General features: G+C 66.3%; 16 protein-coding genes and 1 pseudogene. 4 read left to right on the forward strand and 13 right to left on the reverse strand.

Annotated elements, in window-relative coordinates; genetic code table 11:
* Nucleotides 1–47: 47 nt before the first annotated feature.
* Both E6B08_RS08665 and E6B08_RS08670 read left to right on the forward strand, forming a co-directional pair.
* Entirely contained in the window at nucleotides 48–338 is a 291-nt protein-coding gene (locus E6B08_RS08665) for a DUF5629 family protein (protein WP_136913628.1), read from the forward strand.
* A complete protein-coding gene (locus E6B08_RS08670; RefSeq protein ID WP_192938630.1) occupies nucleotides 304–1,434 on the forward strand; it encodes a lactonase family protein in 1,131 nt (376 codons plus the stop codon). Before E6B08_RS08665 ends, E6B08_RS08670 begins: the two co-directional genes overlap by 35 nt.
* A gap of 360 nt (nucleotides 1,435–1,794) precedes the next feature.
* Here E6B08_RS08670 and E6B08_RS08675 read toward each other — a convergent pair whose 3' ends face one another.
* From E6B08_RS08675 to E6B08_RS08715, 9 genes and pseudogenes are all read right to left on the reverse strand, one after another.
* Nucleotides 1,795–2,388 carry a glutathione S-transferase gene (locus E6B08_RS08675; protein ID WP_136913630.1) on the reverse strand — a complete coding sequence of 198 codons (594 nt, stop codon included), beginning with the start codon at nucleotides 2,386–2,388 and terminating at the stop codon, nucleotides 1,795–1,797.
* Nucleotides 2,385–6,029 (reverse strand): AAA family ATPase, encoded by a 3,645-nt coding sequence (locus E6B08_RS08680; RefSeq protein ID WP_136913631.1) that lies wholly within the window; start codon nucleotides 6,027–6,029, stop codon nucleotides 2,385–2,387. Before E6B08_RS08680 ends, E6B08_RS08675 begins: the two co-directional genes overlap by 4 nt.
* Nucleotides 6,026–7,264, reverse strand: a complete 1,239-nt coding sequence (locus E6B08_RS08685) for an exonuclease SbcCD subunit D C-terminal domain-containing protein (RefSeq protein ID WP_136913632.1) — start codon at nucleotides 7,262–7,264, stop codon at nucleotides 6,026–6,028. The genes E6B08_RS08680 and E6B08_RS08685 overlap by 4 nt, the downstream gene beginning before the upstream one ends.
* A 516-nt stretch (nucleotides 7,265–7,780) precedes the next feature.
* Complete coding sequence (locus tag E6B08_RS08690; protein ID WP_136913633.1) at nucleotides 7,781–9,403, reverse strand: protein BatD; 1,623 nt, start codon at nucleotides 9,401–9,403, stop codon at nucleotides 7,781–7,783.
* Nucleotides 9,400–11,121, reverse strand: a complete 1,722-nt coding sequence (locus E6B08_RS08695; RefSeq protein WP_136913634.1) for a tetratricopeptide repeat protein — start codon at nucleotides 11,119–11,121, stop codon at nucleotides 9,400–9,402. Before E6B08_RS08695 ends, E6B08_RS08690 begins: the two co-directional genes overlap by 4 nt.
* On the reverse strand, nucleotides 11,118–12,194 hold the full coding sequence (locus E6B08_RS08700; protein WP_136913635.1) for a vWA domain-containing protein: 1,077 nt from the start codon (nucleotides 12,192–12,194) through the stop codon (nucleotides 11,118–11,120). The genes E6B08_RS08695 and E6B08_RS08700 overlap by 4 nt, the downstream gene beginning before the upstream one ends.
* Nucleotides 12,187–12,680, reverse strand: a pseudogene (locus E6B08_RS08705) (DUF4381 domain-containing protein). Before E6B08_RS08705 ends, E6B08_RS08700 begins: the two are co-directional and overlap by 8 nt.
* Nucleotides 12,677–13,621: a DUF58 domain-containing protein gene (locus tag E6B08_RS08710; RefSeq protein WP_136913636.1), complete on the reverse strand. Its 945-nt coding sequence runs from the start codon at nucleotides 13,619–13,621 to the stop codon at nucleotides 12,677–12,679. The pseudogene E6B08_RS08705 and the gene E6B08_RS08710 overlap by 4 nt, the downstream one beginning before the upstream one ends.
* Nucleotides 13,622–13,625: 4 nt before the next feature.
* The gene (locus E6B08_RS08715; protein WP_136913637.1) at nucleotides 13,626–14,585 is read right to left on the reverse strand and encodes an AAA family ATPase; all 960 of its coding nucleotides are present in this window, start codon (nucleotides 14,583–14,585) and stop codon (nucleotides 13,626–13,628) included.
* Nucleotides 14,586–14,806: 221 nt separating this feature from the next.
* On the opposite strand from E6B08_RS08715, the gene E6B08_RS08720 reads away from it, so the two are divergent.
* Nucleotides 14,807–16,054, forward strand: a complete 1,248-nt coding sequence (locus E6B08_RS08720) for a T6SS phospholipase effector Tle1-like catalytic domain-containing protein (RefSeq protein WP_136913638.1) — start codon at nucleotides 14,807–14,809, stop codon at nucleotides 16,052–16,054.
* Between the two features lie 114 nt (nucleotides 16,055–16,168).
* On the opposite strand, the gene E6B08_RS08725 is transcribed toward E6B08_RS08720, so the two are convergent.
* From E6B08_RS08725 to E6B08_RS08740, 4 genes are all read right to left on the reverse strand, one after another.
* Nucleotides 16,169–17,497: an MFS transporter gene (locus tag E6B08_RS08725; RefSeq protein ID WP_136913639.1), complete on the reverse strand. Its 1,329-nt coding sequence runs from the start codon at nucleotides 17,495–17,497 to the stop codon at nucleotides 16,169–16,171.
* Nucleotides 17,498–17,540: 43 nt separating this feature from the next.
* A complete protein-coding gene (gene lhgO / locus E6B08_RS08730; protein WP_136913640.1) occupies nucleotides 17,541–18,734 on the reverse strand; it encodes an L-2-hydroxyglutarate oxidase in 1,194 nt (397 codons plus the stop codon).
* A 103-nt stretch (nucleotides 18,735–18,837) separates the two neighbouring features.
* Nucleotides 18,838–19,548: a FadR/GntR family transcriptional regulator gene (locus E6B08_RS08735; protein WP_136913641.1), complete on the reverse strand. Its 711-nt coding sequence runs from the start codon at nucleotides 19,546–19,548 to the stop codon at nucleotides 18,838–18,840.
* 169 nt (nucleotides 19,549–19,717) lie between these two features.
* Nucleotides 19,718–20,071, reverse strand: a complete 354-nt coding sequence (locus E6B08_RS08740) for a hypothetical protein (protein ID WP_136913642.1) — start codon at nucleotides 20,069–20,071, stop codon at nucleotides 19,718–19,720.
* Nucleotides 20,072–20,345: 274 nt separating this feature from the next.
* On the opposite strand from E6B08_RS08740, the gene E6B08_RS08745 reads away from it, so the two are divergent.
* On the forward strand, nucleotides 20,346–25,211 hold the full coding sequence (locus tag E6B08_RS08745; RefSeq protein ID WP_136913643.1) for an NAD-glutamate dehydrogenase: 4,866 nt from the start codon (nucleotides 20,346–20,348) through the stop codon (nucleotides 25,209–25,211).
* Nucleotides 25,212–25,354: the final 143 nt, after the last annotated feature.

Below are 25,354 nucleotides of genomic sequence, written 5' to 3' on the forward strand. Positions count from 1 at the left end.
GGCGGCCCCAACGCTATAATGCCGCCTCATTCAAAGCGGACACCCCCATGACAACCCTCAGCACAGCCCTCGCAGCCTGCGACATGCTCCTGATCGACGGCCTGCATGCCTTCGACTTCATCGCCGACGACACCGGTCTATCCATCGAATGCATGGATGGCCGCCAGCTTCGTCGCTGGCAGTTCACCGCCGAGCAGGTCGCCGCCGCGGCGCAGCAAGGGAACGACTGGCTGATCAGCGATGCCCAAGGTGAACACCGTCTAGTCTGTATGGAAGCGTTTCGCGCACCCGATGAGGACGAAGATGAACCGGACCTGGAAGAGCCTGCTGAGCGCTAGTCTCATGAGCCTGATGATCGACACGCATGCCGCGACACTGCTGGTGGGGAGCTATACCGATGGCCAGAGCCAGGGTATCTACCGCTACCAGTTCGATAGCAAGACCGGCCATATCGACCCCAAGCCGCTGCAGGTGGTGAAGAGCGTCAGTCCGTCGTGGCTGGTGCTGTCGGCCGACCAGCGCCTGCTGTTCGCGGTCAACGAGACCAAGCAGGGCCATGCCAGCAGTTTCAGCGTGGATGACAAGGGTGAGATCAAGCCGCTCAACCAGGCGGCCAGCCGTGGTGACGAGCCCACCCATGCCAGCCTCAGCCAGGATCAGCGCTACCTGTTCGTCGCCAACTATGCCGTGGCGCCCGACCCAGGCGGCAGCCTGGTGGTGATCCCGGTGGCCAAGGGCGGCAAGCTCGGCGAGGTGGTGCAGCAGGCACGGCATAAGCCCAGTGGCGTCAACCCCGAGCGCCAGGCCAGCGCCCATGTGCACTCACTGGTGCTGGCCCCGGATGGCCAGCATGTGTATGCCAGCGACCTGGGTGCCGACAAGGTGTTCATCTATCGCTACGACGGCGCCAGCCCGGACCGCCCGCTGAGCCCGGCTATTCCACCGGCGGTCGAGCTGCCGCCGGGCAGCGGGCCGCGTCATCTGCTGTTCGATGCCAAGGGGCGACATGCCTACCTGACCCTGGAAATGAGCGGCGAAGTGGCCATGTTCGATGTCCAGGAGCATGCCCTGGTCGAGCGTCAGCGCCTGCCATTGACCGAGCGGCAAGAGGCCGCGGCCAAGGCGTCCGGCGGCTTGCACCTGTCGGCCGACGGGCGCTTCCTGTATGTCAGCAATCGCGGCACCGCCAACGAGATCGTGGTGTTTGCCGTCGGCAAGGAAGATGGCCAGCTGACCTTCCTGCAACGGCGGTCGGTGGAAGGCGATCACCCGCGGGAGTTCGCCCTCGACCCGAGCGACAATTTCCTTCTGGTGGCCAACCAGAAGAGCAACCAGATCGTGGTCATGCGCCGCGATCCGCGTAGCGGCAAGCTGGGCGAGACGGTGCAGACCCTGCAGCAGGATGCGCCTTCGGACCTCAAGTTCATCGAGTGAACGGGTGGGGCGGGTTGGTTTGAGGGGCGCGCGGGTGTGCGCTGGAGAGTTGTAGTGGCGCGGATATCGAGCGCCGCCCGCGCGGCGCATCGCGACGCAAGGCCGCTCCCACATTTGTTGCAACGTGCCACTTTCTGTCAGGTCATGGTTGTTCGCCTTTGGGCGCACCACGCAATAGCGTGGTGCCCCTTGCGCCAAAACCAATATCGCGCCGGGCACACTAGGCGGACAACCATGGCATATAAAACATAATTGTCCCGAAACAGATGTGGGAGCGGCCTTGCGTCGCGATGCGCCGCGCGGGCGGCGCTCGATATCCGCGCCACTACAGCTCTCCAGCGCACACCAACAAGCCCCCTCTCACCGTCCCATCACGGCCTTGAACAGCGCCGAGTCCAGCCATCCCTCCAGCCAGCTCCGCAGTCGCGGATAAGCTGCCTCGGCGAACCACAGCGGTTCGACCCCGGCAAACTGGCGCATCAGGGGTAGCAGGGCGGCGTCGGCCAGGCTCGGGTGCTCGGCCAGCAAGTAGGGCCGGTCACCCAGCAGGGCTTCCAGCTGCGCCAGCCAAGGTTCGGCTTGCTCGCGGTAGTACGCCCGTGAATGTTCCGGGTAGCGTTCGGCGTACTTGTACAGGTTCACCTGCGCCTTGAACTCACTGTCGTTACGGGCGATCAGCGCCTCGGCCTGTTGCGCAGCCAGGGGATCGGCCAGCAGCCGCCAGTCCTGCGGGTCGTTGCGGTCGAGCGCCCAGCGCATGATGTCCAGGCTCTCCTCCAGCACCCCGGCACCGGTGTCGAGCACCGGCACCGTACCCTTGGGCGACAACGCCAGCAGATCGGCCGGCTTGTTCTTCATCGCCACCTCGCAGATTTCCACCTCGCACCCGGCATAGCGCAGGGCCAGGCGTGCGCGCATGGCCCAAGGGCAGCGACGGAACGAGTAGAGGATCACCCACAGACCTCGACATCGCTCAGGCCGTTGCCTTGGCGACGCACCTGGATCTGCACCGGGATCCGCTCGTGCATTTCCTGTACGTGGGAAATCACCGCGACCTTGCGACCTTGCGCCTGCAGGCCGTCGAGCGCGTCCATGGCCAACTGCAGCGATTCGGGGTCGAGGCTGCCGAAGCCTTCGTCGATGAACAACGATTCGATGCGCAGGGTGCTCGAGGCCATCGACGCCAGGCCCAGGGCCAGGGCGAGCGAGACCAGGAAGGTTTCGCCTCCCGACAGCGAATGCACCGAGCGCAGCTCGTCGCCCATCTCGGTGTCCAGCACCAGCAGGCCGAGGGCGCTGCCGCCGCGCTTGAGGCGGTAGCGGCGGGCCAGTTGGCGCAGTTGGCTGTTGGCGTGGTGCAGCAGCAGGTCGAGGTTGTAGCCCTGGGCGATCTTGCGGAATACATCGCCGGAGGCCGAGCCGATCAGCGCATTGAGCCGCGCCCAGCGCTGCCATTGCTGGTAGGCCTGGTCGATTTCACCGGCAAGGGCCTGGTGCGCCTGCTGCCGGCGCTGGTCGTCGGCCTGCTGTGCACGCAGCTCGGCGCATTGCTGTTCGTGGCTGGCCAGGCGCTCGCGTAGCTCGTCCAGGGCTTGCTGGAGCTCCTCGGCCGAAGCGTGCACGGTCATCTGCGCGGCATGCTGTTGCAGGCGCTGGTCGCGTTCCTGCAATAGCACTCGGCCTTGCTCGGTAGCCTTTTCCGCCGCTTGCAACTGCTGGCGCAGTGCGCTCGCCTGGGCGTCATCCATGGCCAGCAGGCGATCCAGGCCGGCGTCGTCCAGTTCGGGGTGCTCTGCGCGCCACCGCGCGATGTCGCCCTGCAGTTGCTGGTGCTCTTGCTCCAGCGCCTGTTGACGTTGCAGCTCGGCCTTGAGTTCGCTGGCCAGTTGCACGCCCTGGGTGCGCAGCGCTTGCAGACGCTCGGTGGTATCGGCATCGAGCGCTCGGGCCTGCTCGAGGGTTGCGTCCATGTGCTGTTGCCAGGCTTCGGCGCTGGTGTGTTCGCCGAGCAGTTCGGCAAGCGCGGCCTGGGCCTGCTGGCGCTGCTGGTCGAGCGTGGCGAGTTTTTCCTGCAACTGCTGTTGCTGTTGCAGCCGTGCCTGCTGCTGATCGTGCAGCTTGTCCAGTTGGGCCTGGCGCGCTTGCTGCTCTTGCTGTTCGTCCTGGCGCTGTTCCATCTGTTGCAGGCGTTGGGCGATCTGTTGGTCGAGGGCGAGGAAGGCGTTGGCCGGGTCGTCGCTCAAGGTCTTGAGCACCTCTGCCGGGAGCACGCTGGCCAGGTCGTCCAGGCCTTGCTGCAACTGCTGTTCGTCGTTGGCCAGGGCCTGATGCTGCTGCTCGAGGTGGCGCTGCGCCTGTTGTTGAGCCTGCTCGAGGGCCTGCAGTTGCTGGTTGAGGCGTGCGGCGTCCTTTTGCAGGGTGAGCAGCGCAGCCTGGCGCTTCTCGTCCTGGCCGATCTGTTCGTCCAGGCGCTGCAACTGAGCGGCCAGCCAGCGGCTGCGGGCCTGGTCGTCCTGCGGCGCCAGGGCTGGCCACAGGCTGTGCGCCTGCACCTGCGCCACCTGGGCCTGCAACTGCTCGGCCAACTGCTGCTGTTGTTGCTGGTTGTCCTTGAGCTGGGCGTTGACCACGCCCAATTGGGTACGCAGCTCGACCAGCTTGCCGTTGAGTGTCTCGACCTGCTGCTGCGCTGCCGCTTCCTCGGCCTGGTCATGGCGGCCGAGGCTCTGCAACAGGGCCTCGGGCTGATGGAACGGATGTTCGGCGCTGCCGCACACCGGGCATGGCTCGCCGTCGCGCAGTTGGCCACGCAGTTCCTCGACGCTGGTGTTGCGGGCCAGACGCTGGCGCTCGAGCAACTGGCGGGTGAGGTTCAGGGCCTGCTCGGCGGCTTCCAGCTCGGCCTTGGCCGCAGTGCCTTCACCGATCAATTGCTGGCGTTGCTGCATGGCGTGCTGCTGGCGCAACTGTTGGGCGTCGAGGAGCTGGCGCAGCTCCATTTCCCGGCCATGCAGGCGCGACAGTTCCTCGACGGCGCGCTGCTGCTTGCGGTTGTCCTGGAGCATGCCGCCGAGCAGGTCGATCTGCTCGGCCAGGGCCTGGGGTTCGGCCTTGGCTTCGCGGAACAACAGCTCGAAGGCATCGCGCTCGGCTTGCAGCTGGGCATTGGCCTGGCTGGCCTGGGCTTGCAGGCCGGGCAGCTCTTCACGGCCCTTGGCCAGGCGCCCGCCGATCAGCATCACCTGCTTGAGTTGCGGCAGATACGCCTGCCAGGCACTGGCCAGCGTCGCCAGGTGCTCGCTGTTGGCCAGGGCTGCGTCGATCCGCGCCAGTTGTTGTTGGCTGCGCTGCTGGTGTTCCTCCAGCTGTTGCAACTGCTGCTGAGCTTCGGCGACTTGCTGTTCGGCCTCCTGGGCGCTGCTGCGTTGCGCCGCCAGTTCCTGGTCGAGGCGGGTGAGGTTGTCCTGGCCGGCGAACGCCTGGCGCAGGCGTGGGGCGTTCTCGGCCTGCTGGGCCTGGCTGTGGGCCAGAGCCTGGCGAGCGTGTTCCAGGGCCTGCTCGAGGTCGGCGGTCTGGCGGTGCAGTTCGGTCTGCTGGCGTTGCTGCTCGTCGATGCGGGCCAGCAGCGGCGCCAGTTGCGCGCCCAGGGTCTGCTGACGGTGGAACTGGTGGCGCTGCGGTGCCAGGCGCTCCAGGCGCTGCACATCGAGGCGTTGCTCGGCCAATTGCTGCAGGTGCTGTTCGGCAGCCTGCAGCGCCGCGCCCGCTTCGGCGTGCTGGGCCTGCAGCTGCTGTTGTTCGTTGAGCCAGTTACGCTGTTGTTCCAGCAGGCGCTCGCCGGCCTGGTCGGCCTTGAGTTGCTGCTGCGCCTGTTCGAGGCGTTGGTCCAGCTCGACGCGTGCCTCTTCGGCCACTGGCAGCAGGTGGCTGGCGCGGTCCTTGAGCGCGCTGTGCGCTTCGCCGGTTTCGCGTGCCTTGCTGAAGGCGCGTTGGCCCAGGCGAGTGTAGATGGCGGTGTTGGTGAGCTTTTCCAGCAGCTCGCTGCGTTCCTTGTCGTCGGCCTTGAGGAAGGCGCCGAATTCGCTCTGGGCCAGCATCACCGCCCGGGTGAACTGCTCGAAATTCAGCCCCAGGCGGGCCTCGACCAACTGCTTGTACTCGTTCTTGCCGCTGGCCAGCACCTGGTCGCTGTCCAGGTCGTAAAAGCTCTGGCGACTGTGTTGCAGCTTGCCGTTGGCCTTGTCGCGGGCGCGGTTGGCTTCCCAGCGAGCGCGGTAGCGGCGCCCGTCGATGCCGACGAAGTCGACCTCGGCAAAGCCGCTGCCGGTGCCCCGGCGCAGCAGGTTGCGCGGGTCGGAAGTGGGGATATCGCCGTCGGCGTCCGGCACCTTGGCCTCGCGGCCAATGTCGTTGAGCCGCGGCACGCTGCCGAACAGCGCCAGGCAAAGGGCGTCGAGCAGGGTGCTCTTGCCGGCGCCGGTAGGCCCGGTGATGGCGAACAGGCCGGCGCTGGCCAGGGGCTCGGCGGTGAAATCGATATCGATCGGGCCCGCCAGCGAGGCCAGGTTCTTCAGGCGAATGGCGAGAATCTTCATGGCTGCTCCTCTTCCAGCTGTACGTCCTGCAACAACAGGGCGAAGTCGGCCAGCACCTGCTCGTCCACGGGGTTGCCGTAGGCCTGTTCCCAGGCGCGGCTGAACAGGTCCTGCGGCGTCATCTGCGACAGTTCGACGAAAGCCAGGTCGTCGTCTTCCTGGTTGCCGCGACCGAGGTATTCGGCGCTGATGCGGATCAGGCGCACGGCCTTGCCGTGCAAGGCGCTCTCGATCTGCTGGCGCAGGTCGGGCTGCGGCTCGTCCAGCTGCACGCGGACCTCCAGCCAGGGCTGGCGGTTGGGGTCTTCGAGCAGGTCGATCACCGGCAGTTCGGCGAGTTGCACGAGTAGTTCACCCAGCGGCGCCGGGCCGATGCGCTGCAAGGCCACGGCGCGTGGCACTGGGCGCGGTTCGACGCTGACCAGCTCGGCACCGTCGAGCTCGATCTCCAGCACCTGGTGCGGGTAGTTGATCTCGGCGAACGACAGCGGGATCGGCGAGCCGCTGTAGCGGATGCGGTTTTCCCGGTTGACCTTCTGCGGCTTGTGCAGGTGGCCGAGGGCGACATAGCTGATGGCCTTGTCGAACAGCTTGGCCGGCAGGGCCTCGGCGTTACCGATGATCAGGCTGCGCTCGGAGTCTTCGGACACCGAGCCGCCGGCCATGTGCGCGTGGCTGATGGCGATCAGCGCCTGGCCCTTCTTGCGCTTGGTCTGCGCAGCGGCGATCAGTTGCTGGTGGACCTGGGCGATGCCTTGCAGGTAGTCGTCGCCCAGCTGCGGGCCGGTGACCTCGGCCGGGCGCAGGAACGGCAGGGCCAGGCACCAAGCCTCGACCTTGCCGCGTGCGTTGCTCAGCGGAATCAACAAACGCTCGGCGTCCAGCTGGCCTTCGTCGAGCCAGTGCACCCGGCCCAGGGCGTGGGTACGCAGGCGACGCATCAGTGCGGCGGGCAGCTCGATGCGTGAACCGGAGTCGTGGTTGCCGGCGATCATCACGATATCGAGCTTGGGCTGTTGTTCGTGGGCCTGGACGATGAAGTCGTAGAGGCGCTCCTGGGCTTTGACCGGAGGGTTGACCGTGTCGAAGATGTCGCCGGCGATCAGCAGCGCGTCGGGCTGGCGCAGGCGCAGTTGGCCCAGCAGCCAGTCGAGGAAGCAAGCATGTTCGAAATCGCGTTCCTGGCCGTGCAGGCTTTGGCCCAGGTGCCAGTCGGAGGTATGAAACAGACGCATGGATGACCTGTTGGTATCGATTCGGGCAAGCGGGGGCTTGGTTTGGAAGATGGGCTTTGCGGATGGCGGGTATGGTAACCCAGATGGGTTGGGTTGAGAGTTGCGGTGCGGCGGAAATCGAGCGGCGCCCGTGCGAAGCGTACGCTGAAGAGGTGCGGTGCCGCATACATCGAGCGCCGCCCGCGCGGCGCATCGCGACGCGTGCGCTGGGGAGTTGCAGTGCCGCATAAATCGAGCGCCGCCCGCGCGGCGCATCGCGACGCAAGGCCGCTCCCACATTTGTTGCAACGTGCCACTGTCTGTCAGGCCATGGTTGTCCGCCTTTGGCGGCACCACGGAATATCGGGGTGCGCCCTGCGCCAGCACAAATATCGCGCCGGGCCCGCCAGGCTGAAACCATGGCCTACCAGCCATGATTGGCCCGAAACAGATGTGGGAGCGGCCTTGCGTCGCGATGCGCCGCGCGGGCGGCGCTCGAAATCAACGGCGCTGCACCCCTCAAGCGCACCCCCTCATTCACTTCGGATACAGCGGCGGCAGGCTGCCGTTTTCCCCAGCAGGCACCACCACCTGCTCAGCCGGGGGAATCGTGCCGATGGCGCGCCACAATTCCTCACCCTGCCAGTACTGGCCACTTTCGCTGTACAACGCGCCGTTCAGGCCATCCAGCGCATCCGACAACGGCACGAAGCGCGCCGCCATCTCGGCCAGGGTTTCCGGTTGCTGGCGAGCCCAGGCGTCCAGGGCCTGGCGGGTGGCCTGGGGGTCGTTGGCCAGGCACGCGCGCTTGAGATCGTCGAGCAGCGTGCGTGGGCTCGGCCCGTTTTGCGCGGCACGTAGCACCGCCGGCTGCGAGCGCGCCCGCCACCAGAGGGCGAAGCCCAGCAGCGTGGTCAGGGCGAACACCAGCGTGGCCAACTGCCAAGGCCAGAGCAGGGTACTGCCGGTGCTGGCGTCGCCCACCGGGGTCTCGGCGCTCAGCGCCGGGTTGTCCTGCACGTTCAGGGTTCGGGCCGGCAGGCTGCTGTGCTCCAGGTGATCCTCGCGGGTGTTCCACCAGGTCACTTCCAACGCGGGCAGGGCCAGTTCGCCGCTGTGGGTGGGTACCAGCGCCTCGCGCTCTTCGCGGTTGGCGGTCATGCCGCGTTCGTTGATGTCGTTGCGCAGCAGCGGTTGGTCGGGGTAGCGGCGCAGGCCGTTGATTTCGGTGGCCGGCAGCGGGGGCAACTGGGTGCTGGACAGGCCTTCGGCGCGCAGGGTGATGCTGCGGGTCAGCGAATCGCCGATCTGCGTGGCCTGGCTGGCAGGGTCGGGGTTCCAGTGTTCTTCCAGGCTCAGGCTGCGCGCTGGCAGCCAAGGTGTGTCAGCCGGCCAGGCCGCAGGGATCGGACGCACGGCGATGCGCAGCGGCAGCGAGCTGACTTGCACCTGGCGGCCTGTGCGGGCACTGGCGGCTTGCGGCGCCCCGTCGGCGGCGGTTGCGGTGAAGGTCAGCGGCGGTATTTCCAGGGTGCCGCTCTGCTGCGGGTAGACCACGTAGCGTGTCTCGATCACCCCATGGCGCACGCCGTTGATGTCTTTTTCATAGGTGCGCGACTCGCCCAAGGGCTCGACCTTGGCGTTGTCCAGCTGCAGCGGGCTGAGGCTGCTATCGTCATACAGCGACACCGAATGGTAGATGCGCAGGGTCAGTACGACCTGGGCCTGGACGTAGACCTGCTCGTTGTCCACGGTCGCTTCGACGAACACTTGCCTGGCGCTGTCCGGGCGGCTGGCGTCGGCTTGCAGCACCTGCAGGTCGATCGGTTGGCTGTGCGACTGGCCCAACTGCAGTTCGGGAATGCGCAGGCTGCCGCTGTGACGGGGCAGCAGGGTGATGATCCAGCGGGTGCTGGCGCGGGTCTCGCCGTCGAGGGTGTGCAGGCTGTTGAGCTGGCGCGTGCCGCGCACCTCGAAGTCGCCTTCCAGGGCACGCAGGTCGGGCTTGCCGAACTGGGTCACGTCCTGGCTTTCGAGGGTCAGCTCGAAGGTTTCGCCAGCTTCCAGGCGGTTGCGGTCGACACTGGCCTGCAGGCTCGGTGCGGCCTGGGCCATCACGCTGCACAGCAGGCTGAAAAGAAAGACGCCGAAGCGACTCATCGTGGATTTTCCTGATGCAATTGCTGTTCATACCAGAATTTGCGCCGCAGCAGCTCCGCCGGATTGTCGGGGATCTCCCGCAGCCATTGTTCCAGCGCCTGACGCTGTTCGGCGTCGAGGCTGGCGGAAGCTGGGCGTTGCGGTGGCTGGGTAATGCCGTCGTCGTCGCCACCTGGGTTGCCGCCGGGCGCGGCCTGGCTGTTGCCGCTGCTTTCGCCTGGCTCCTGCGCCGCAGCCTGCTTGTCGCTGCCGGGCGTGCCTTGGGCGGGGTTGCTGGCCGAGCTGCTGTTGCCTTCGGTATCGCTGCCTGGGCTGCCCTGGGCGTCGCTGCTGGCGGGTTGCTGTTCGGCCTGGCCTTCGCGCTGCTGCAGAAGTTGCTGCACCAGCGCCTGATTGTCCAGCGCCGGTTGCAGGTCGGGCTGACGTTCCAGGGCCTGTTCGTAGGCGTCGAGCGCGGCTTCCAGCTCGCCGCTGCGGGCCAGGGCATTGCCCCGATTGTAGTGCGCCGCGGCGCTGTTGCTCTGGGCGAATGCCTGTGCCGCGCCGGCATAGTCGCCAGCCTGGTACAGCGCCATGCCGCGCCACAGCGGGTTGCGGAAATGCTCGGCCGCGTCTGCCGGACGTTGTTGTTCCAGCAGGCGCTGGCCTTGTTGGTCGGGACGCAACCACAGGTCATCGAAGTCCATGGCCTGGCCAGGTTGCGGCAGGGCCAGCAGCAGTGGCAGGCAGAACAGCCAGCCGCGACGCCCGGCGCAGGCCGCCAGCAACAGCAGCGGCAACAGCAGCCAATAGCCCTGGTCGGCCCAGCGATCGAGCTGCAGGTTCTGCCCGTCGCTGCGCAGGCTGTGATGGGTATCGAACAGGCCCAGCCCGCGCAGGTCGAGGTCGTCGATGCGGGCATGGCGGTAGCGCCCGCCGGTGCCGGTGATGAAGGCCTTGAGGCCAGCGCTGTCCAGGCGTGGCACGAGGATGCCACCCTGGTCGTCCTTGAGGTACTCGCCATTGGCCTGGCGCACCGGCGCGCCTTCGCGGCTGCCGATACCCAGCATCAGCAGGCTCGGCCCCTGGCGGCCCAGGGCTTTGACGATGCCTTGGCGCTCATCGGCGCCAAGTGACGAGCCCACCAATAGCAGGCGCCCTTGGCCCAGGCCGCTCTGGGCCAGCAGGGCCAGGCCTTTCTGTACGGCCAGGTCGGCGCGCTGGCCGGGTTGCGGCATGATCGACGGGTCGATGGCCTCGAGCAGGTTGCGTGTGGTGCCGAGGTCGTCGGACAGCGGCACCAGGGTGTGGGCGGACCCGGCGTAGACGATCAAGGCGGTCTGGCTGTCGCGGCGGTGCTCGAGCAGATCGAGAATCTTGCGCCGCGCCTGTTCCAGGCGGTTGGGCGTGGCGTCTTCGGCGAGCATCTGCGGGGTCAGTTCGAGCAGGATCACCAGTGGGTCTGCCGGGCGCTGGCGGGTTTCTTCCAGGCGCTGCCAGCTCGGCCCGAGCAGGGCCAGCACCACCAGCAGCCAGGCCAGCCCCAGGGCGACCCACGGCAGCTTGCTGTTGCTGCCACTGCCACCGCCGAGCAATACCGGATGGAACGCCGCCGGCAGGATCATCTGCCAGCGCCCGGCGCGCTTGCGCCGGTGCCACAGCTTGAACAGCAGCCAGCCGAGCAGCGGTATCAGCAGCAACCACAGCGGGCGTAGCCATTGCGGCCAGAGTTCGATCATCGCCGCCTCCTCAGGCGCAGGCGCTTGAGGCGCTGGCGCCATTCGGGGTGGGGTTGCAGGAAGCGTGGCCGGCGCAGCGCACGCTGCAGCAGGTTGTCCGGCCACAGCGTGGCCACCACCAGCAGCACGCTGAGCAGCAGTGCCAGGGCCAGCGGCCAGGCATAGAGCTCGCTGGCGGTGCGCGCCTGGGTCGGTTGCTGGGCCACCGGCTCCAACTGGTCGAGGGTGTCGCCGATGGCGTCCAGTTCGGCGCCGTCGTGGGCGCGGAAGTAGGCACCGTGGGTCAGTTCGGCGATTTCCTTGAGCGAGGCTTCGTCCAGGTCCAGGCTCGGGTTCAGCCCCAGCAGGCCCGGGGTGCCGCTGGCCTCGGGGTTGGCGCCGATGCCGATGGTATAGATGCGCACGCCTTCCTGGGCGGCCAGGCGGGCGGCGGTCAACGGGTGGATCTGCCCGCCGTTGTTGGCGCCATCGGTCACCAGCACCAGTACCCGGCTCTGCGCCGGACGCGCGCGCAAGCGCTTGACCGCAAGGCCAATGGCGTCGCCGATGGCGGTGTTCTTGCCGGCGATGCCGATCTGCGCCTCGTCGAGGAAGGTGTGCACGGTACGCCGGTCGAAGGTCAGTGGAGCCTGCAGATAGGCCTGGCTGCCGAACAGGATCAGGCCGACCCGGTCGCCTTCGCGGTCCTGGAGGAAGTCGCCGAGCAGCGCCTTGACCAGGTCGAGGCGGCTGATGTCCTCGCCTTGCCATTGCATGTCGGGGAAGTCCATCGAGCCCGACACGTCCACCGCCACCAGCAGGTCGCGGCCGCTGGCGGCGACCGGTACCGGCTCGCCCAGCCACTGTGGGCGTGCGGCAGCGAACAGCAGCAGCAACCAGATGACCATGAACGGCAGTTGCTGGCGCAGGGTCGGCAGGTTCAGCCGGGCACGGCGCCCGGCCAGGCCTTCGAGCTCGCGCAGGAAGCCGACCTTGAGCACCGGTTCACCGCTGTCGGCGGGCGGCAGCAGCAGGCGTGTCAGCCAGGGCAGCGGCAGCAGCGCCAGAATCCACGGCCAGGCGAACTCAAACATGTTTGCGGATCCAGGTTTCGACCGCCAGGGCGAGGCCGGCGATAGCCTTGTCGTCGAGCCGGCACTCGGGCTTGTAGGCGCCTTCGACCAGCACCATCCAGCGGGTCAAGCCGGCGGCGGGGCAACGGTTGTCGAGAAACGCCAGCCACTGGCGACCGTTGAGGGTGTGGCTGTTGGCGCCAGGGTAGTGGTTGCGGCACAGGCGTTTGAGCAGGGCGTTGATCTGTTGCAGCCAGGCGCCGGCCGGGGCGCCGTCATAGGGACGCGGCAGGCGGGCGAGTTCGGCCAGGGCGGCGACGCGCACCGGGTCGAGCGGTTGCTCGGCGCGCACCACCCGGCGTTTGCCTGGGCGCCAACGGCGCAGGCGCCAGGCCCCCAGCCCAGCAGCGGCAATAACGCCAGCAGCACCCACCAGCCCGGCGCGGGCGGCCAAAGGCCGATCGGCGGCGGGGCGATCAGCGGCTGCAACTGGTCCAGCGGGTTCACGGCTGGCTCCCGGGCCGTTGGGCGTTGGTGTGTTCGCGCAGTTGCTCGATCATTTCGCTCTGGGTGCTCAGGGGCATCAGCAGGATTCGCAATTTCTGCGCCATCAGTTCCCAGCGCTCGACCCGCGCCTCGGCCTGCTGGCGGTAGGCCTGGCGCAGGCTGGCATCCAGGGTGTCGAGCTCCAGTTGCCGGCTGCGCTGGGCGAAGCGCAACAGGCCGGCGGCCGGCAGGGCATGGTCGAGCGGGTCGCTGACCGGCATCAGCAGCAGGTCGCAGTGGCGCGAGAGCATGGCCAGGTGCTGTTCGGCCTGGTCGCTCAGCGAGCGCTCGTCGCAAATGACGATGGCCAGGCTGCCGGGGCGTAGCACTTCCCGCGCCCGGCGCAGGGCCAAGCCGAGGTTGTCCGCGTGCGGCGTCGCTTCGGTGTGCAGCGCCTGGTTGGCCCGGGCCAGGCGGTTGAGCAGTTGCAGCAGGCTCTGCTTGCTGCGACGAGGTTTGATTTCGTGGTGCTCGTTGTCGCCGAACACCAGGCCGCCAATGCGGTCGTTGTGGCCCAGCGCAGCCCAGCCGAACAACGCCGCAGCCTGGGCGGCGAGCACCGACTTGAACATCAGGCCGGTGCCGAAGAACAGGCGATGGCTCTGCTCGACGAGGATGAAGATCGGCCGCTCGCGCTCCTCGTGGAACAGCTTGGTGTGCGGCTCCTGGGTGCGTGCGGTGACCCGCCAGTCGATGTTGCGCACGTCGTCGCCCGCCTGGTACACCCGCACCTGGTCGAAGTCGACGCCGCGCCCACGCAGCTTGGAGTGGTGCAGGCCTACCAGAGGGCTGCGCTGGCCAGGCCGGGAAAACAGCTGGATCTCACGTACGCGGTGGCGCATGTCGATCAGCTCGGCAAGGCCGATGCGGATGCCGGGTTCGGCCTGCGGCGTGCTGGGCATGGGCTCAGGCAACGGCGACAACGTCGAGGATGCGCTGGACCACCCGGTCCTGGTCGATCCCCGCGGCCTCGGCCTCGAACGACAGGATGATGCGGTGACGCAGCACGTCGAACAGCACCGCCTGGATGTCCTCTGGGCTGACGAAGTCGCGCCCGGCCAGCCAGGCATGGGCGCGCGCGCAGCGGTCCAGGGCGATCGAGCCGCGCGGGCTGGCGCCATAGGCGATCCAGTCGGCCAGCTCGGCATCGAACTTGGCCGGGGTGCGCGTGGCCATCACCAGTTGCACCAGGTACTCCTCCACGGCATCGGCCATGTACAGGCCGAGGATTTCCTTGCGTGCGGCGAAGATCGCCTGCTGGCTGACCCGCCGCTCGGGCTTGACCTCGCCGCCCAACGCCTCGCCACGAGCCTGGAGCAGGATGCGGCGTTCGACCGCGGCATCGGGGAAACCGATCTTGACGTGCATGAGGAAGCGGTCGAGCTGGGCTTCGGGCAGCGGGTAGGTGCCTTCCTGCTCGATCGGGTTCTGCGTGGCCATGACCAGGAACAGCGGCGACAGCTCGTAGGTGCTGCGCCCCACGCTGACCTGGCGCTCGGCCATGGCCTCGAGCAGGGCGGACTGCACCTTGGCCGGGGCGCGGTTGATTTCGTCGGCCAGTACCAGGTTGTGGAAGATCGGTCCTTGCTGGAACACGAAGCTGCCGGTTTCCGGGCGATAGATCTCGGTGCCGGTGATGTCGGCCGGGAGCAGGTCGGGGGTGAACTGGATACGATGGAACTGCGCTTCGATGCCCTCGGCGAGCTCCTTGATGGCCTTGGTCTTGGCCAAGCCCGGCGCGCCCTCCACCAGCATGTGGCCGTCGGCCAGCAGCACGATCAGCAGGCGTTCGACCAGCTTCTCCTGGCCAAGGATCTGGGAGGAAAGAAAAGTGCGCAGCGCGATCAGCGCTTCACGGTGTTCCATCGGCGACGGTTCCTGGGATTGGGCCAGGGCGAGCGCGGAGCGCAGGCCATCTGGCGGGGGCTGATACTTTAATCTATCCGGGGGGGCGGCGACCAATGCAGGCCTGTATTTTTATCCGGGCCCTCGGGTCGAATCTTCCCGCCTGGCGATACGTATTTGCCTATTCGCAACGCATGTGGGCTGGCGCTTGCTGGTTTCTTTTCATTGTCTGGAACGAAACCATGAGCGAGCAGCACAGACTCCACCCTGGGATGACCCTGCGGGTGGGCATTTTTTTCGACGGCACCGGCAACAACCAGTGCAACCTTGCCGTGGGCGGCAATGGCGAAGGCGGCAGCTACGGCAACGCACTCAGCAATGTCGCGTTGTTGCACGCGCTTTACCCCACCGGGCCGGTTGGCGACCAGATATTCATCAAGCGCTACGTGCCGGGCGTCGGCACTCGTGAGGGCGCGGCCGACTCGCTGTACGGCCAGGCCACTGGCGGTGGCCGCACCGGCGTCGAAGCGCGGGTGGCCGAGGTGCTGGCGTGGTTGGAGGGCCAGCAGCTCGAGCGGTCCGTGTCCGCACCTCTGGCGTTCGACCTCTTCGGTTTCAGCCGCGGCGCGGCGGCTGCACGGCACCTGGCCAACCGGCTGGTGGAGGCGCAGTGGTCGATCAATTTCATCGGCCTGTTCGACACCGTGGCGGCAATCGTCGAGCCATTGCGAGGGGATTTCGACCCGGCCGATGCGCGCAATGGTCGTCTGCGCCTGGGCCTGGGGCCGACGATTGCACGGCAGGTCGTGCAACTGGTGGCCGCAGATGAGCGGCGGCACAATTTTCCACTCGTACGCAGTGCGAACGACATCGTCGTGCCCGGCGTGCACGCCGACGTGGGCGGCGGTTACCAGGCGCTCATGCATGAGCAGGTGCAGTTGTGCAAACCGTTCTCGCAGCGAGTGGCACAGGCGATCCCCGCCGAGCGCACCGCAGCCTACGCCCAGGCCGCCACGCTGCTGAAGGCGTCGTTGGCCGAACCGGACGCGCCCCCGGCGCAGGTGCTGAGCTGGGAAGAGCCCGTTGTCGGGGGCGCAGCGCAGCGGTTCGTGGCGCTGAAGCAGGTGTACGCAACGGTGCAGCGCGAACGTGAGGTGCATGGGCATCTGTCGCGGGTGTACCTGAGCGTCATGCGCGAGTTCGGCATGCGTGGTGGGGTGCCGTTCGCGGCGTTGGGCGCGAACCCTCTGCATCGCTTGCCGGAGGAATTGCTGGGCATCAGTCGCAAGGTGCATGGCTTTGCCCTGGGCGATTGTCCACGGTTGCAGCTTACCGGCGAGGAGCACAGGTTGCTGCGCGGTCGGTACGTGCACACCTCGGCGCACTGGAATGCCCTGAACGGCATGCGCAGCAGCCGGTTGGATTGGATGTATGTGCATCGACCGGCGCAAGGGGGTAGCAGGGTGGTGCATGAGAACCCGCTGGGTTGAGCGAAGCGCAATGGCAGGCGCGGCCCTATCGCCGGCAAGCCGGCTCCTACACGGACAGTGATGACCCTGTGGGAGCCGGCTTGCCGGCGATAGGGCCGCGCCTGCCTGCACCGATCAGTTTTTCGACGTGGAATGCTTGCGCCCCTGATCGCACAGGGCAAACACCACCACCAGCACCCCGGAAATCGCCAGGATCACCGCCACACCGTCGGTGGAGTGGGTCGCCGAACCGGCCACCAGCGCCAGGCCGCCCAGGGGTGCCAGGCCGCCGGCCACCGCAGTGCCGATCTCGCGCCCAGTGCCGAAGCCCGAGGCCCGCGTCTGGGTCGGGAACTGGCGGCTGAGGAACGAGCCCTGCGGAGCGAACATCATCGGTGCAAGAAGCCCGGTGCCAATCGCGATAGCGACGTAGATCAGGGTCGGTTCGCCCGTGCTCAGCAGTTGCAGGAACGGGTAGGCGAACAATGCCGACAGCACCCCACCGAGCACCAGTACGGTCTTGCTGCTCCAGCGGTCGCACAGCCAGCCGAAGAATGGCACGGCGAAGATCGCCACCAGGCTCGCGATGGTCACCGACAAGGACGTGACATGCGCCTCGACGCCCTTGAACTGGGTCAGGTAGGCCAGCGAGAACGTCTTGAAGATGTAGCTCAGGGCGTTGTAGCCGATGGCCACGAAGAACACCACGGCCAGGCCCTTGAGGTCGTTCCTGAACAGCAGCTTCAGTGGCGATACCTGCGGTTTGTCGTCCTGGTGGTCGAGCTTGTTGAAGTCCGGGGTCTCGGGAATGCTCTTGCGCACCCACAGGCCGATCGCCACCAGGGCAATGCTGGCGATGAACGGGATCCGCCAGCCGCCGGCCAGGAGGAAATCGTTGCCGTTCATGGTCAGCAGGTACACCGTCAGCGACGACAGCAACAGCCCCAGGTTCAGGCCCAGCGCCGGCCAGGCGCCCTGGCTGCCGCGCTTGCCTTCGCTGGCGTGCTCGTACGAAGTCACCGCCGCGCCGGACAGCTCGGCGCCAGCGCCCAGGCCCTGGATGATGCGGATGACCACCAGCAGGATCGGAGCCCAGATGCCGATCGAGGCGTAGCTGGGGATGAGCCCGATCAGCGCAGTGCACACGCCCATCATGCAGAAGGTGATGACCAGCACGTGCTTGCGGCCGAAACGGTCGCCCAGGTAGCCGAACAGAATGCCGCCGAAGGGGCGGGCGATGAAGCCGATGGCGAAGGTCGAGAAGGCCAGCAGCGAGGCAACCGCCGGGTTGCTGGCATCGAAGAAGATCTTCGAGAACACGATCGCCGCCATGGTCGCGTAGAGGTAGAAGTCGTACCACTCCAGCATCGAGCCGAAGATGGTCGCCGCCGCCACCTTGCGCAGGCGTTTGCGTTGTTGTTCTGGGGTCTCGTGTGCGGACAGCGCCGCCTCATGTACCGACATGGGTATTCCTTGTTGTCTTTGTAGTCAGTGGGTGCAGCTGGGTTCAGCGGGCCTTGAGGATCTTCTCGGCGATCATCTGGCCGATGGGGATGGCCGAGGTGGCAGCCGGCGACGGAGCATTGCAGACATGCACCATGCGCGGGGTCTCGGCGAACAGGAAGTCGTGCACCAGGGTGCCGTCGCGCATCACCGCCTGGGCGCGGATTCCGGCTTCATAGGGCAGCAGGTCCTCGACCTCCAGCGACGGGCAATACTTGCGGCACTGCTCCAGATAGCCGCGCTTGAACAGCGAGTTCTTCATTTCGGTAGTGCCGGAGCCGAGGTTGTTCCAGATGGTTTTCCAGAAACCCGGAAAACGTGCGTACTCGGCCACGTCGCGCCAGTTCAGCGACAGCTTCGGGTAGCCCTCGCGGGCAAAACCGAGCACGGCATTGGGGCCCACGGTGACGCTGCCATCGATCATGCGCGTGAGGTGCACGCCGAGGAACGGCAGCTCCGGGTCGGGGATCGGGTAGATCAGGTGGTTGACGATCTGGTTCTTGCTTGCCGGCAAGCGGTAGTACTCGCCGCGGAAGGGGATGATCTGGTGGTCGATCTTCACCCCGGCCAGACGCGCCAGGCGGTCGGATTGCAGGCCGGCGCAGGCGACCAGTTGGCGGGCACGCCAGGTCTGCTGCTGGTCAGCGATCTCGACATGCTCGCCGCGTTCCTGGATAGCCCGAACGGTGGTGGACAGGCGCACTTCGCCGCCGGCCTTCTCGATCACCCGGGCCATGGCGTCGCACACCTGCTTGTAGTCGACGATGCCGGTGGTATCGACGAACAACGCGCCGAGGCCGGCGATGTTCGGTTCGCGGCGCTTGAGCTCGGCGGCGTCGAGTCGATCGACCTTCAGGCCGTTTTGCCGCGAGCGCTCGTGCAACGCCCCCATGCGCTGCATCTCCAGCGGGTTGGAGGCCACCAGCAACTTGCCGCAGACATCGAAGGCGATGCCATGCTCGGTGCAGAATTCCTTGGTGGCCTGGGCGCCGCGCTTGCACAGCTCGGCCTTGAGGCTGCCTGGGGCGTAGTAGATGCCCGCGTGAATGACGCCGCTGTTGTGGCCGGTCTGGTGCAGGCCGAGGCTGGCTTCCTTTTCCAGGATCAGCAAGGAGGCGCCGGGGCGTTGCTCGAGCAGGGCCATCGCCGTGGCGAGGCCGACGATGCCGCCGCCGATGATGCAGTAGTCGTAGGTCATGCAGGGGTACCTTGGTGCGCTTGTCGGTGGATCTGCTTATCAGGTTGTCAGACTAAGTAGTGCGTAAAAAAGGGCGCGTCGGATCGAGCAAAAGGTCATGGGGTCAGTCCAGAGCGGGAAGGTCGATGCGCAGGCGCTTGGCCGAGGCGCGCAGGTGCGCTTCGGCACAGGCGGCAGCAGCCTGGCGATCACCGTCGGCGATGGCCTGGTACAACGCCTGGTGCTCGCGGTTGGCATCGGCCGAACCACCCAGCGAATGGGCGGCGGAGTTTTCCCATGCCGTGCGCCGGGCGCTGGCCAACTGGCCGCCAATGAAGTCGTGGAAAGCCACGAAGTAGTCGTTCTTGCTGGCGGCGGCGATCGCTCGGTGGAAGGCGACGTCTGCGGCCGAGGCCGTGGCGAAGTCGCTGCCTTTGTCGAGCATGGCCTGCAGGGCCTGGGCCATGCAGGCCAGGTCCTGCGGGTCGCGACGGCGCGCGGCGATGGCTGCGGCCTGGGTCTCGATCCACAGGCGCATTTCGAACATCTGCACCAAGTCTGGTTTGCCGCCGACGCTGCCGGGGAAGCGAAACACCGTGCCCTTGGGCGTTTGCGAGATGTAAGAGCCGAGCCCGCGGCGGGCGATCAGCACGCCATCCGCCTTGAGCTGCGCCACAGCCTCGCGCACCACCGAGCGGCTGACGTTCAGTTGTTCGGCCAGTTGCTGTTCGGTGGGCAGGCGCGATTCAGCGGCCAGGCGGCCGGAATCGATCTCGGCGCGGATGGCGCCGACGACCCGTTCGACGAGGGTGTCGGGGCGCTGGAGCTCTAGCATGGAAGCGGTTGCCTAGTAGTCAGGTTGTCAGACAATGCCTGCGGTGGGTTCGAGTTGTCAATTTTTTCAAGGGGTTATGAGTGTGTCAGGACGGGCCCATCGCCGGCAAGCCGGCTCCTACAGGTAATGCGTAATCCCTGTAGGAGCCGGCTTGCCGGCGATAACGGGCTCAAAGCTCGCTGACGAAGGTACCGGTGTCCTTGAGAATGTTGCGCAAGGTCAGCTCGACCTCTTCCAGGTCGGTCCCCGCCGACGTCAGCTCGATCTCCAGCGATTCATCGCCTTTGAGCGCATCGCGATCCCCGGCGGCCACCTCGATCAGCAGGCGCTGGGCACTCAGCGTCACCTTCAACCCGTCCAGCGTCGACGGCTCGTCATCCAGGGTCAGGTCGACGGTGTCTTCATCCGGATACCGGGTCAGCAGGAACATCTGCCCCTTGTCGCTGTGGCAGCACAGGGTCGCCATGTTGTCTTCCTCGTCGTCGCAAGGGGTGGCGAAGAGCAGGGCGGTCTTGATGTGCATGGCAGGACTCGGGCTGAAAGAAATGAAAGGGAATTCTGACAGCCCCGTGCGCATCCATAAACGTAAAGTTGCCACCCTTTGACCGAAATTGTCGCAGCACCGCAAGCGGCGATGACCGCTCAGTCGTTAAGCTTCGGCGAGCCATGAACGTGCCTTCACGTTCAACGCCTTGGTTTTCACCGTTCGCCTTGCCACGGGTTGGCTATCGTTGATCCGTGTACGGCGCACGCATGCGACGCTCCAACTACGACAAAGCCCAAGCGGAGTACCACAGATGGCGTTCTTCACCGCAGCCAGCAAAGCCGACTTCCAGCACCAACTGCAAGCGGCCCTGGCGCAGCACATCAGCGAACAGGCACTGCCACAAGTGGCCCTGTTCGCCGAGCAGTTCTTCGGCATCATCTCTCTGGACGAACTCACCCAGCGGCGGCTGTCAGACCTTGCCGGCTGCACCTTGTCGGCCTGGCGCATCATCGAGCGCTTCGACCCCGAGCAGCCCCAGGTGCGGGTCTACAACCCCGACTACGAACGCAATGGCTGGCAGTCGACGCACAGCGTGGTCGAGGTGCTGCATCACGACCTGCCATTTCTGGTCGACTCGGTGCGCACCGAACTCAATCGCCGCGGCTATAGCATCCACACCCTGCAGACCACCGTGCTGAGCGTGCGCCGTGGCGCCAAGGGCGAGCTGCTCGAGTTGCTGCCCAAGGGCACCCAGGGCGAGGGCGTGCAGCATGAGTCGCTGATGTTCCTGGAGATCGACCGTTGCGCCAACGCCGCCGAACTGCAGGTGCTGGCCCGTGAAATCGAGCAGGTGCTGGCCGAGGTGCGGGTGGCGGTGGCCGATTTCGAGCCGATGAAGGCCAAGCTGCGCGAGGTGGTGGCGCAGGTCGAGCAGACCGCGTTCGGCCCTGCCCAGCACGACAAGGGCGAGGTCAAGGCGTTTCTCGAATGGTTGCTGGACAACCATTTCACCTTCCTCGGCTACGAGGAATTCACCGTCCAGGCCGATAGCGACGGCGGCCAGATGGTCTACGACCCGCAATCGTTCCTCGGCCTGCCACGGCGCCTGCGCGTGGGCCTGACCGCCGAGGACCTGCGCATCGAAGACTACGCCGTGGCCTACCTCAACGAGCCGCTGCTGCTGTCGTTCGCCAAGGCTGCGCTGCCCAGCCGGGTGCACCGCCCGGCCTACCCGGACTACGTGTCGATCCGCCAGTTGAACGCCGAAGGTAAGGTCATCAAGGAATGCCGCTTCATGGGCCTGTACACCTCGTCGGTGTATGGCGAAAGCGTGCGCTCGATCCCCTATATCCGCGTCAAGGTTGCCGAGGTCGAGCGCCGCTCGGGCTTCGACGCCAAGGCGCACCTGGGCAAGGAGCTGGCCCAGGTGCTCGAGGTGCTACCGCGCGACGACCTGTTCCAGACGCCGATCGACGAGTTGTTCAGCACCGTCATGTCGATCGTGCAGATCCAGGAGCGCAACAAGATCCGCGTGTTCCTGCGCAAGGACCCGTACGGTCGTTTCTGTTACTGCCTGGCCTACGTGCCACGGGAAATCTACTCCACCGAGGTGCGCCAGAAGATCCAGCAGGTGCTGATGGAGCGCCTGAAGGCGAGCGACTGCGAGTTCTGGACCTTCTTCTCCGAGTCGGTGCTGGCCCGAGTGCAGCTCATTTTGCGGGTCGATCCGAAAAACCGTATCGATATCGATCCGCAGCAGTTGGAGAAGGAAGTGGTCCAGGCTTGCCGCTCGTGGCAGGACGACTACACCGCGCTGGTCATCGAGAACCTCGGCGAAGCCCAGGGCACCAACGTGCTCGGCGACTTCCCCAAGGGCTTCCCGGCGGGCTATCGCGAGCGCTTCCCGGCGCACTCGGCGGTAGTCGACCTGCAACACGTGCTGGCGTTGTCGGAAAGCAAACCGCTGGTCATGAGCTTCTACCAGCCGCTGACGCGCCTGGGCGACCGCCTGCTGCACTGCAAGCTGTACCACGCCGACACCCCGCTGGCGCTGTCCGATGTGCTGCCGATCCTGGAGAACCTCGGCCTGCGCGTGCTCGGCGAGTTCCCCTATCGGCTGCGTCACGCCAGCGGCCGTGAATACTGGATCCATGACTTCGCCTTCACCTACAGCGAAGGCCTGAGCCTGGATATCCAGCAGCTCAACGACACCCTGCAGGACGCCTTCGTGCACATCGTCAACGGCGACGCCGAAAACGATGCCTTCAACCGCCTGGTGCTCACCGCCGGCCTGCCGTGGCGCGACGTGGCGCTACTGCGCGCCTATGCCCGCTACCTCAAGCAGATCCGCCTGGGCTTCGACCTGGGCTACATCGCCAGCACCTTGAACAACCATACCGACATCGCCCGCGAGCTGACCCGGTTGTTCAAGACCCGCTTCTACCTGGCGCGCAAGCTGGGTCAGGATGACCTGGACGACAAGCAGCAGCGCCTGGAGCAGGCGATTCTCACTGCCCTGGACGATGTCCAGGTGCTCAACGAGGACCGCATCCTGCGTCGCTACCTGGACCTGATCAAGGCAACCCTGCGCACCAACTTCTACCAACCCGACGGCAATGGCCAGGCCAAGTCGTACTTCAGCTTCAAGTTCAATCCCAAGCTGATCCCCGAGCTGCCCAAGCCGGTGCCCAAGTTCGAGATATTCGTCTATTCGCCGCGGGTCGAGGGCGTGCACCTGCGCTTTGGCAACGTCGCCCGGGGCGGCTTGCGCTGGTCGGACCGCGAGGAAGACTTCCGTACCGAGGTGCTTGGCCTGGTCAAGGCCCAGCAGGTGAAGAACTCGGTGATCGTGCCGGTGGGCGCCAAGGGCGGGTTCCTGCCGCGCCGCCTGCCACTGGGCGGCAGCCGCGACGAGATCGCCGCCGAGGGCGTGGCTTGCTACCGCATCTTCATCAGTGGTCTGCTCGACATCACCGACAACCTCAAGGATGGCGGCGTGGTGCCGCCGGCCAACGTGGTCCGTCACGATGACGACGACCCCTACCTGGTGGTGGCGGCGGACAAAGGCACCGCGACCTTCTCCGACATCGCCAACGGCATCGCCATCGATTATGGCTTCTGGTTGGGCGACGCCTTCGCCTCCGGTGGCTCGGCCGGCTACGACCACAAGAAGATGGGTATCACCGCCCGTGGCGCGTGGGTTGGCGTGCAGCGCCACTTCCGCGAGCGCGGCATCAACGTGCAGCAGGATCCGATCACCGTGATCGGTATCGGCGACATGGCCGGCGACGTGTTCGGCAACGGCCTGTTGATGTCCGACAAGCTGCAACTGGTGGCGGCGTTCAACCATCTGCACATCTTCATCGACCCCAACCCGGACCCGGCCAGCAGCTTCGCCGAGCGTCAGCGCCTGTTCGACCTGCCGCGTTCGGCCTGGAGCGACTACGACACCAGCATCATGTCCGAAGGCGGCGGCATCTTCACTCGCAGCGCCAAGAGCATCGCCATCAGCGCACAGATGAAAGAGCGCTTCGCCATCGAAGCCGATCGCCTGACGCCGACCGAGCTGCTGCATGCGCTGCTCAAGGCGCCGGTGGACCTGCTGTGGAACGGCGGCATCGGTACCTATGTCAAGGCCAGCAGCGAAAGCCATGCCGATGTTGGCGACAAGGCCAACGACGCCTTGCGCGTCGATGGTGACGAGCTGCGCTGCAAGGTGGTGGGGGAGGGCGGCAACCTGGGCATGACCCAGCTTGGCCGTGTCGAGTTCGGGCTGCATGGCGGCGCCACCAACACCGACTTCATCGACAATGCCGGCGGCGTGGACTGCTCCGACCATGAGGTCAACATCAAGATCCTGCTCAACGAAGTGGTGCAGGGCGGCGACATGACCGAGAAGCAGCGTAACCAGCTGCTGGGTAGCATGACCGACGAAGTGTCCACGCTGGTGCTGGGCAACAACTACAAGCAGACCCAGGCGCTGTCGCTGGCTGCCCGCCGCGCCCGCGAGCGGATCGCCGAGTACAAGCGCCTAATGGCTGACCTCGAGGGCCGCGGCAAGCTCGACCGGGCCATCGAGTTCCTGCCCACCGAGGAGCTGCTGGCCGAGCGCCTGGCGGCCGGCCAGGGGCTGACCCGCGCCGAGCTGTCGGTACTGATTTCCTACAGTAAGATCGACCTCAAGGAGCAACTGCTCAAGTCGCAGGTACCTGACGACGACTACCTGACCCGCGACATGGAGACTGCTTTCCCGCCGTCGCTGGTCAGCAAGTTCGCCGAGGCCATGCGCCGTCATCGCCTCAAGCGCGAGATCGTCAGCACCCAGATTGCCAACGATCTGGTCAACAACATGGGCATCACTTTCGTACAGCGCCTGAAGGAGTCCACTGGCATGAGCCCGGCCAATGTCGCTGGGGCCTACGTGATCGTGCGCGACATCTTCCACCTGCCGCACTGGTTCCGCCAGATCGAGGCGCTGGACTACCAGGTGCCGGCCGAGATCCAGCTGACCTTGATGGACGAGCTGATGCGCCTGGGGCGTCGGGCCACCCGCTGGTTCCTGCGCAGCCGCCGCAACGAGCAGGATGCCGGGCGCGATGCGGCGCACTTCGGGCCGAAGATCGCGCAGTTGGGGCTCAAGCTCGACGAATTGCTGGAGGGGCCGACCCGCGAGCGCTGGATGGTGCGCTACCAGAGCTTCGTCGCCGCGGGCGTGCCGGAACTGCTGGCGCGCATGGTCGCCGGTACCAGTCATCTCTACACGCTGCTGCCGATCATCGAGGCGGCGGATGTCACCGGGCATGAACCGGCACAGGTGGCCAAGGCGTTCTTCGCCGTCGGCAGTGCACTGGACCTGACCTGGTACCTGCAGGAAATCAGCAACCTGCCGGTGGAGAACAACTGGCAGGCATTGGCCCGCGAAGCGTTCCGCGACGACATCGACCTGCAGCAGCGGGCGATCACCATTTCCGTGCTGCAGATGGCCGATGCGCCAGAGGACATCAACGCCCGGGTGGCGTTGTGGGCCGAGCAGCACAGAGTGATGGTCGAACGCTGGCGGGCCATGCTCGACGACCTGCGCAACGCCACCGGCACCGACTATGCGATGTATGCGGTAGCCAACCGCGAGCTGGTCGACCTGGCGATGAGCGGACAGGCGGTGGTGGTGCCGTCCTGAGCGTAGCTGCAAACGAAAAACCCCGGCCGTGATGCCTAACGCTGTTCACTTAAGAGTGCCGGGGCTGCTGCGCAGCCCTTTCGCGACCCAAGGCCGCTCCCACATTGTCCGTGCTTGCCCTGTAGATAGAGGCTTTCACGGTC

It is taken from the genome of Pseudomonas putida, from assembly GCF_005080685.1.
GTDB lineage: Bacteria > Pseudomonadota > Gammaproteobacteria > Pseudomonadales > Pseudomonadaceae > Aquipseudomonas > Aquipseudomonas putida_V.